At 54.6% G+C, this 8,629-nt stretch carries 5 protein-coding genes; 2 read left to right on the top strand and 3 right to left on the bottom strand.

Going from position 1 to position 8,629, the window contains the following annotated elements:
• Nucleotides 1-438: 438 nt before the first annotated feature.
• From E6C55_RS29020 to E6C55_RS29010, 3 genes are all read right to left on the bottom strand, one after another.
• Complete coding sequence (locus E6C55_RS29020; RefSeq protein WP_136373332.1) at nt 439-2,034, bottom strand: M23 family metallopeptidase; 1,596 nt, start codon at nt 2,032-2,034, stop codon at nt 439-441.
• Between the two features lie 224 nt (nt 2,035-2,258).
• A complete protein-coding gene (locus E6C55_RS29015) occupies nt 2,259-2,966 on the bottom strand; it encodes a hypothetical protein (RefSeq protein ID WP_136373331.1) in 708 nt (235 codons plus the stop codon).
• Between the two features lie 104 nt (nt 2,967-3,070).
• Nucleotides 3,071-3,955: a helix-turn-helix domain-containing protein gene (locus E6C55_RS29010; protein ID WP_136373330.1), complete on the bottom strand. Its 885-nt coding sequence runs from the start codon at nt 3,953-3,955 to the stop codon at nt 3,071-3,073.
• Between the two features lie 125 nt (nt 3,956-4,080).
• Between E6C55_RS29010 and E6C55_RS29005 the strand changes: the two genes are divergently transcribed.
• Together E6C55_RS29005 and E6C55_RS29000 are read left to right on the top strand one after the other, a co-directional pair.
• Nucleotides 4,081-6,282, top strand: coding sequence for a family 78 glycoside hydrolase catalytic domain (locus E6C55_RS29005; RefSeq protein ID WP_136373329.1), 2,202 nt, complete (start codon nt 4,081-4,083; stop codon nt 6,280-6,282).
• A gap of 28 nt (nt 6,283-6,310) precedes the next feature.
• Complete coding sequence (locus E6C55_RS29000) at nt 6,311-8,593, top strand: helix-turn-helix domain-containing protein (protein ID WP_136373328.1); 2,283 nt, start codon at nt 6,311-6,313, stop codon at nt 8,591-8,593.
• Nucleotides 8,594-8,629: the final 36 nt, after the last annotated feature.

Genomic DNA, 8,629 nt, shown 5'->3' with positions numbered 1-8,629 from the left:
TCTCCCCATTCCACGTTATAATTATAACGTGTAATGGCTAAGATTGGCAAGCCATAAATAGCAAAAAACCGCGATATTACGCGGATTTTGCGAAATCCACGTTATAATATCGCGGGGATTCAGGTTTTATGTGATTTTTAGCATTCGTCGACCCGGATTCCGGCTGAATCGGGGCGTTTTATGTGATTTTTCGCATACATGAGAAATTTCCAGCCGGAATTGCCTCTACGTATGCGGTTTTTCACATTCCTTGCGCCGCAGAGCCCCTTTATCCTCCGCATGTGTGTGATTTTTCGCATAAAATTTTCCCCGGCATAACGAGCGGACATAACGAACGGAACCACCGGAGAGGCTCCGATGGTTCCGACTGTGTCTCTATTTAATGTGTCTCTATTTAATGTGTCTGTATCTAACCTTCTATATCGTATGATCGTTATCTTATAAATAGCTGGTTGGGTTCTTCAGAACGCCGTTCAGGTAAACTTCGAAGTGGAGGTGCGTGCCGGTCGAATGGCCCGTGTTGCCCATGATGCCGAGCGCGTCGCCCTTGGAGACGACTTGGCCCTTCTTCACGGAGATGCTCTTCATGTGACCGTACAGCGTCTTGAAGCCGTTGTTATGATTGATGATGACCGCGTTGCCGTAGCCGTTCTTCACGCCTGCGAATTCCACCGTGCCGTTGTCCGCCGCCATGATCGTCTTGCCCCCGACCATGTCGATTCCCTTATGCAAGGTGCCCCAACGCTTGCCCATGTAGCTCGTGATTCGCGCTCCGGTTACCGGCCAGGCGAACGTACCCGTTCCTTCGCTCGGGATCACCTTCGTTCCCTTCACGATGATGGTCGACACGGCTGCCTTCAGCACCTTGGAGGATACCTGCTCCTCTTCGACCATCGTGCCGTTGCGCTTGACCAACCGATACGTTACTTCCCGCCGGCCTTCCGTTCCTTGTTGAATCGTCTTCGATTGACCGACCTTGTAATCGTCGCTCTTGCGAATCTCGACCGGAGGATCGATCACTTCGATCTCGGTCACCGTCTCTTCCGATTGGACGTTTAACACCGGATGATTCTGGGTAATGTCGAGTACGTCCCCGATGTCGATCCGGTCGTTCACAATCCACGGGTTGTTCGCCTTGAGGAAGGCGACCGTCAGACCGAGCTTCTCGGCGATGCAGCCGAGGCAATCGCCCTTCTGCACGGTGTAGGTCTTCTTCTCGGGATTGCCCGTCGTCAGCTCCTGATACAACTCGTCCACGTCGTCGATCTCGTCCAGCCCGATCTCGACCGGAACGGTCGTGACTTCTTCTTCGAACGTGATCGATTCCACGATCCGCTCCGACGTGCCGGCTTCCGCATCGGATGCCTCATCTGCCGGGTTGTCCGCTATATCCTCCGTCTCCGCCGTTGCCGAGTAGGACAACGTCTTGACGGCTTCCTTGGAGGCGAGCGTGGCGCCCGCCGGCATGAACTTGTCCTTGACCTTCTGCAGCAGCGCGTCGGCCTCTTCCTGATTCTTCACGATCCCGACCTCGCGGCCGTTCACGACCAGCTTCACTCCGACGGGATGCGTCGTCAGGCTTGCCGCCAGCGCCGCCAGCGTCGTCTCGTCGTCGGGCTGCTTATTGTAAGCACTTACAGCCTCGTATGTAACCTGACTGTCATCCAGCTCGTAGCGGACATCGGTCTCCGCTTCGGACAGCTCCTTCTTCTTGGAAGAGATGACGTTCTCGACCAACTGCGTGTCGCTGATCTCGCCGATCGACTGACCGTTCAGAAGAACGTGATAATAGGATGTCGTGTTGGCTTGAACGTATTGATTGGCTCCGATGAACGCCCCGGCAACGGCGATGATCCCGATGCCCGTCGCGAGGATCGGGACTTTATGATGAGCGAACATATGCTTCGCCGTCGGCTTGGTCTTCGTAACGAGATGCTTCGCGCTGTGCGTGCCCGTAGACCGGCTCCTTCGGATGCCTTGCCGCATAGCGGACACAGCTCCGCGAATTCGGTCCATTCCCTTGAATACGGCCATGAGAATCTCCTTTGGATTAACCTTCGGTTAGGGTGGTATTCGGTAAAGTTTTCCGATAATTTGTCAGCTTGATATAAACTTTAGCATACCTTTAACAAATCTATCAATAAAACGATTATGAAGATTATCTCATTTAAATAGGAAAAAGGCCCCAGAGTTTCGGGGCCTTGCTGTCGAAAATTGTTATATTTCCGCTCTTCCTGCGCCTTTTTGCACCCTCTCGATTAAGGCTCTTCAGGTGTGTTCTGTCCCTGAATAATGGCCATCATCTGCTCATATTCCTGCTCGCTAAGCGCCTCCTTCAGCAGCGCTTGAAGCTGCGGCAGCTCGCTGGCGTCGACCCCGCCCTCCAGGTAAGAAGACAACTGCCGAAGCTGCTCGGAGTCGAGCTTCGAGACGACAAGCGAGATCAGCCGCTGGCGATCCTCATCCGACAGAACCGACTCCAAGCCGCCCACACCGGCCGATTCATCGCCTCCGGCCTCGTTGCCGAACACCGGGATCGCCTCTCCCGTCTTCGGGGTGTCCACGCTCGTCTCGCTTCCGTTCCCGGTCTCGCCTGCCTCTTCGTTCGCCGTGCCGCCGTCCGCTCCCGCTTCTGCTTCTTCTGCGGAAGACTCCGCCCCCGGCGAGGCCGAAGCTTCGCCAAGCGTGCCGCCCGAATCAATCGCTCCGTCATCGCCGAAGACGGGCTGATCCGGCGGCGGCTCTCCCGTCGCTTCCGCCTCCTGAGCGTCGGGCTTGTCCGCCCCCCACAACGTTCCCCATACGCCCGATAAGGCGAACGGCTGCACGTCGAGCGGAATATCGAGCTGCTTCACGACGGTCTGCAGGTAGCTGTTCACGATATAGCCCGTTGTCCAAATGCACAAGAAGCTGAGCAACACCGCACTTGCCGCAAGCTTGGCCGCCCAGCCGATCCATCTCCACATTCTATTGTCCTCCTGCCGATAGGTTCTCATAGGTTTAGTATGGGCAAACCTATCGGCTATCATTCCTCGATCATTCCTCGATGCTTCCGCTTCCTCGATCTCCTTCAGGGTTTGGAATTCCGGTAATGCTGCGGCGCCACGCCCACGAGCTTCTTGAATATGCGACTGAAGTAAAAAGGGTCCGGATAGCCGACTTCCTCGGCAATCTCCTTGACGCTCTTGGCCGTCTGTTCGAGCAAATGCTTGGCGCGTTGAATTTTCAACTGGTGGACGTAATGGTGGATCGTGGTCCCTGTATATTTTTTAAATACCTGGCAGAGGTACTCGTACTTCCGCTCCAGTACCCGTTCCAGCGTTTCTTTGGAGACGTCCGATTCGTAGAAGTTATTCAAATGATCGGCCAGCGCGCGGAAGGTGAGGTAAGAAGCCGGGGAAGCCGCGCCCAATTGCCGCTGCTCCAAGAAGTCGCCGGCCATGAGCAGCAGAATCTCGCCAAGCAACAGCGTGGCGTGGAACCGGAAGTAGTCCTTCGACTGCTTCATCGTCTGCACCAGTTGCTCGAACAGTCCCAACAGCTTGTAACGCTGCAAGGACTGCTGTCGGCGAGGCAATACAAGCAGGTCCTCGCGATGGACTTCCGTGGTTCTGAGCTCCGTGCGCTCGGCATGGGCAATATGAAGCTGAGAAGCGCGCTCCAGCACAAATTCCTGCAGATCGGGATTGCAGGAGAATTGTACCCAGAAAAATTGCCCCTGCCGTTCCTGCGCATTCCAGCCGCGGTGGACCTCCCAAGGCATCAGAAGCAGGGATTCGCCCGTTTGCAGCGTATGGCGGGATTCCGAGACCTCCAAGTGCACGGTTCCGTCGGCAATGACAATCAGTTCATAATACGGATTATGGTGCTGGTCGAAAAAGGTAGGGTTGCTGGTGTCGAACAGATCCGCCCACTTGACGTCAAGCGAGACTAAGCGCGATAGGGAGAAGTACATGCCATGTCAGCTCCGGATATTTTTTGTTCAGATAACGAAGCGATGTCCATAGCTCGCCCCGATCCGCTTATTTTATAATGAATTCGTTGATCATTATATCAAACTGACTATGGAGCGAATAGAAAATGGCAAAGCAATGGCAAGCCCGCTGGATTTGCGATGCGCCGTTTGGCACGTTGGCCAAGATGAATCTTTACCGCAAAGAAATGGACGCTTGCAGCCCGGAACCGCAGCATCGGGAGGATCTGCAGCATCATCATTGGCTGGCGAGAACGACCATTGTCCGGGAGCCGGCTGCTCCGGAGGCCGACCCGGTTTATCTGGACATTACGGCAGACGATTACTATAAGCTCTATATCAATGGCCGATTTGTTGCCCAAGGGCCTGCCCAGAACGATGCCGGTCACTATTATTACAACCGGATTGAGGTCGGCTCATTCCTGATCGCAGGAACTAATGCCATTGCTGTGCATGTTTATTACCAGGGGCTGGTGAACCGTGCCTATAACAGCGGCGATTACCGACAAGGGCTTATTGCCGAGCTGTCGGCAGGCGGCCGCTTGCTCGTCCGAACCGATTCCTCTTGGCGAACCAAACGGGCGGAAGAATATACCCGAAGCGACTCCTTCGGCTATGATACGCAATTTCCGGAGCATATCGATGCCCGCCGATCGGAGCAAGGCTGGCGTCAGCCTTATTTTGACGACTCCGCCTGGCTTCCCGCCTGCGAGAGCGCCCACACCGACTATACGTTTGCCGAACAGCCGACACCTCTTCTATCCGTATACGAGCTGAAGCCGCTTCGTGTGCAGAGAAGGGCGCCCGGCCATTACTGGATCGACTTCGGCCAGGAATTGACCGGCCAGTTCTGCATGGAAGCGGAGGGAGAGGCCGGGGCGGTTATCGAAGTCCGCTGCGGCGAAGAGCTCGAAGCGGATGGACTCGCGGTCAGGTTCGACATGCGCTGCAACTGTACCTACCAAGAGCGCTGGACATTGTCCGGGGCGCGCGACAGGCTGGAGCCTTACGACTACAAGGGCTTCCGCTATGTCGAGGTGTTTGGTCCGGAAGCGGCGATTCAACCCGACTCCTTCCACGCCATCGTAAGGCACTATCCGTTGGATGAGGAGAGCTGCTTGTTCCAATGCTCGGACGAGAGAATGAACGGTATTTTTCAAATATGCAAAACCGGCGTCAAGCTGGGCGCCCAAGAAAATTATGTAGACTGTCCGACCCGGGAGAAAGGACAGTACCTGGGCGATAATACCGTAATCGGGCACTCTCATATGCTTCTGAGCGGCGATATGCGATTATATAAGAAAGCCATTGAACAATTCGCGCTGAGCTCGGCTACTTGCCCGGGCTTGATGGCGGTAGTTCCCGGCCACTTGATGCAGGAGATTGCCGACTTCTCGCTGCAATGGCCCCTGCAATTGCTTGAATATTATCGATATAGCGGCGATCTCGACTTTGCAAGAGACATGTATCCGTATGCGGAGCGGCTGCTTCGCCATTTTCAAACCTATAATCGCGGCGATGGATTGCTGCATAACGTCGCCGACAAGTGGAATTTGGTTGATTGGCCGAAGGAGCTGCGCGATGATTACGATTTCGAGCTGACGAGGCCGGTCGGCCCCGGCTGCCATAATGTCGTCAATGCCTTGTATCTGGGCTGCATCCAGGCCGTGAATGAGCTGCGGGAGCTGCTGGGGATTGCCGATGATGCGGATAAGAGCGACTGGCTCCGGCTGCGACAAAACTTCATCGAAGCGTTCTACGATCCGGCCAGCCGTTTATTCACGGATGCTCCGGGAAGCCGTCACCATGCGTTGCATTCCAATGTGCTGCCGCTGCTGTTCGGCTTGGCTCCGGTGGAAGCCATCCCCTCGATCGTACAGTTGATTCGGGACAAGAGGTTCTCGTGCGGCGTATACTTCGCCTATTTTGTCTTGAAGGCTTTGGCCAGAGTCGGCGAGCATTCGTTGCTGTACGAACTTATGGACTCCGAGGAGGAACGTTCCTGGGGCAATATGCTCAATGAAGGGGCAACGGCTTGCTTCGAGGCTTGGGGCAAGGAGCAGAAGTGGAATACGAGCCTCTGCCACGCGTGGGCCAGCGCCCCTGTCCCCCTGCTGATCGAGGAGATCATTGGGCTCAAGCCGTCCAAGCCGGGCTGGACGGAGATTTCGTTCGCGCCAAGAATCCCGCCGCAATGGGAGCATTGCACGCTGCAACTGCGCGTCCCTGCAGGATGGATTCGCCTTGCCTACAGCCAGGGGCAATGGCAGGAGGACTTCCCGAAGCAGGTCCGAGTGGTCAGGCGCTAAATCATTTACGCGATAGAGGGGGACAACGGTGCTAAAGCCTGCTTCGCTCAACAAAACATGGTTCCGTCGCCTCCTGTTTTCCTACGTGACGATTTTCTTGTTTATTGTGCCGCTTCTCATGTTTGTCCTGCTGATGGCGTTCAGCGATTTATCGCGCAGAACCGCAGTCGAGTCGAATAAGATTTTCACCAAGCAGGTGCTGCAATCCTTGGACAACCAGATGCAACTGATCGATAATACGATCACGAACGAAGCGGCCAGCGATGAATTGATCTTGAATTTCTTTAATCCCGCCATGCGCGAAGATCGTTATTACTCCGGTTATCTGTCATCTCTGAAGGTGAACAGTCTGATGTCGACGATGCCTCTTATCGAATCGATCTATCTCTACAGGATGTCGGACGACACGGTGCAGACACCGTATTCGGTGTCCAAGCTGGCAGCGTTTAACGATAAGCAGCCTATTGTCGACGCCCTGCAGCAGCCCGGCCTGAACGACCTGTGGACCGATGTCCGCGAAGGCTACACCGAGCAAGGAGCAAAGGTTCCGTTCGTATCATTGGTCAGGTATGTCCCGCTGAATTCCGGCAGTGACGGCCTGATTGTAGTCAATGTGCTGTTGAATGACATTGCCCGATTCGTTCAGACCCTGACAACGGACAACTCCAATCATATCGCCATTGACGACCAGGTGGGCTCGCCAATTTACCGTGACGGCCATGCGTATGATTCGAACGCTTCCCTGAAGACCGAGCTGCGCTCCGATTATTCCGGCTGGGTCATCTCCAGCGACATGGCGAATAGCAATATCTTTCGTCTGGTTTCAGCGATTTCTACATACTGGGTTATTGCTTGCTGCCTGTTCTTTGTCGTCGGCGTCGTATGGATCGTACTGTTGTCCAGGCGCAACTACAAGCCGGTCAAAACCATTATCGACCGAATCCAACTGTTCTCGCAGCAGAAGAGCGCCGAGCTGTTCCGCGAGAACCATCAGAACGAATTTATGTTCATCGATTCCGCACTGCTGAATCTGATGGAGCAATCGAATGTGTACCGGAAGCAGCATGAGGAGGATTTGGTGTTCCGGCGCAAGCACTTCTTCTTCGAATGGCTGGAGTGGAACACCCCTATGCAGCACGAGGAATGGCAGCACGAGATGGACAGCCTCGGATTGCCTTATGACTTCACCGCTTTATGCGTGAGCGTGCTTGAGATTAACAAATATAGCGCATTTACCGCCCATTATTCCCATCACGATCAAAACCTGCTTAAGTTCGTTCTGTCCAGCGTAGCCAAGGAAGTGGCAAGTTCGCGCAATGTAGCTCTGTGGTGCGAATGGACGTCCACCGAGCAGGTGGCTCTGCTATACCAGATTCAGGAAGCGTCGCTTGCGGCGGGAAGCACCCCGGAGGAGATTATCGTTGAGATCGCGAACGAAATGCTGCAGTGGGTGCAGAATCATCTCGATTTCCACATTTCCTTGGGTATTGGCACCGGCGTGGATCGAATCGAGCTTGTCCACGATTCCTATGCGGAAGCATTGGAAGCCTTGCAATACAAGCCATCGCTGGGCGCGGAGAGCGTGATCGGCTATTGGCAGATCACGCCGGTCAGCAAGCGGCAATCTCTCGACCTGCTCGAATACATTCGCGTGATCGCCTCCTCCTTCCGGACGGACGAAGTCGCTTGGCAAGACAGCTTCGCCCGGCTGTTCGAGGGCATTCGTGCCGGATTGTATGCCCGCAAGGAATTGGACAACCTGATGAGCTATCTGATCTTCTTTATGCATAAGGAGTTTATGGAGCTGCCGACGGATGTGCAGCAGCTATGGTCAGGCGGGCTGCAGGCCAAACTGCAGGAAACAGTGAACGACTGGGATTCGCTGGACGAGCTTCAGATGACCTTGTCGCTCGATCTGGCCGAGGTGGCGAGATCCGTGCTGCATCTGCGCGAGCTGAGCAGCAACTATGCACTCGTCCGCAATATCAAAGCGTATATGGAAGAGCATTACGGGAACCCGGATTTATCGTTGCTCCACTTAAGCGAAGTGTTCCATGTGAATATGAAGAGCATCAGCCGGATTTTCAAAGAAGAGATCGGGGTTAATTTTATCGATTGTTTGACCCGGATTCGTATCGAGCAAGCCAAGGAGCTATTGGCGCATTCGGAGCATTCCATTCAGGAGATTACAGCCAAGATCGGCTACCTGCATCCGAACACGTTCATTCGCTCCTTCAAAAAACTGGCGGGGAAAACTCCCGGGGATTATCGCAAGGAGATTCAGGCCAGTCCTTCAAACGTATTTTATTGAGCCAACCGAACCGGATTTGCCTGGTAACAAGCCAGG

This window comes from Cohnella fermenti, assembly GCF_004801405.1.
Classification (GTDB): Bacteria; Bacillota; Bacilli; order Paenibacillales; family Paenibacillaceae; genus Cohnella; species Cohnella fermenti.
The sequence above is the reverse complement of the archived record's forward strand: the minus strand, read 5'-3'. Positions and strand labels throughout refer to the sequence as shown.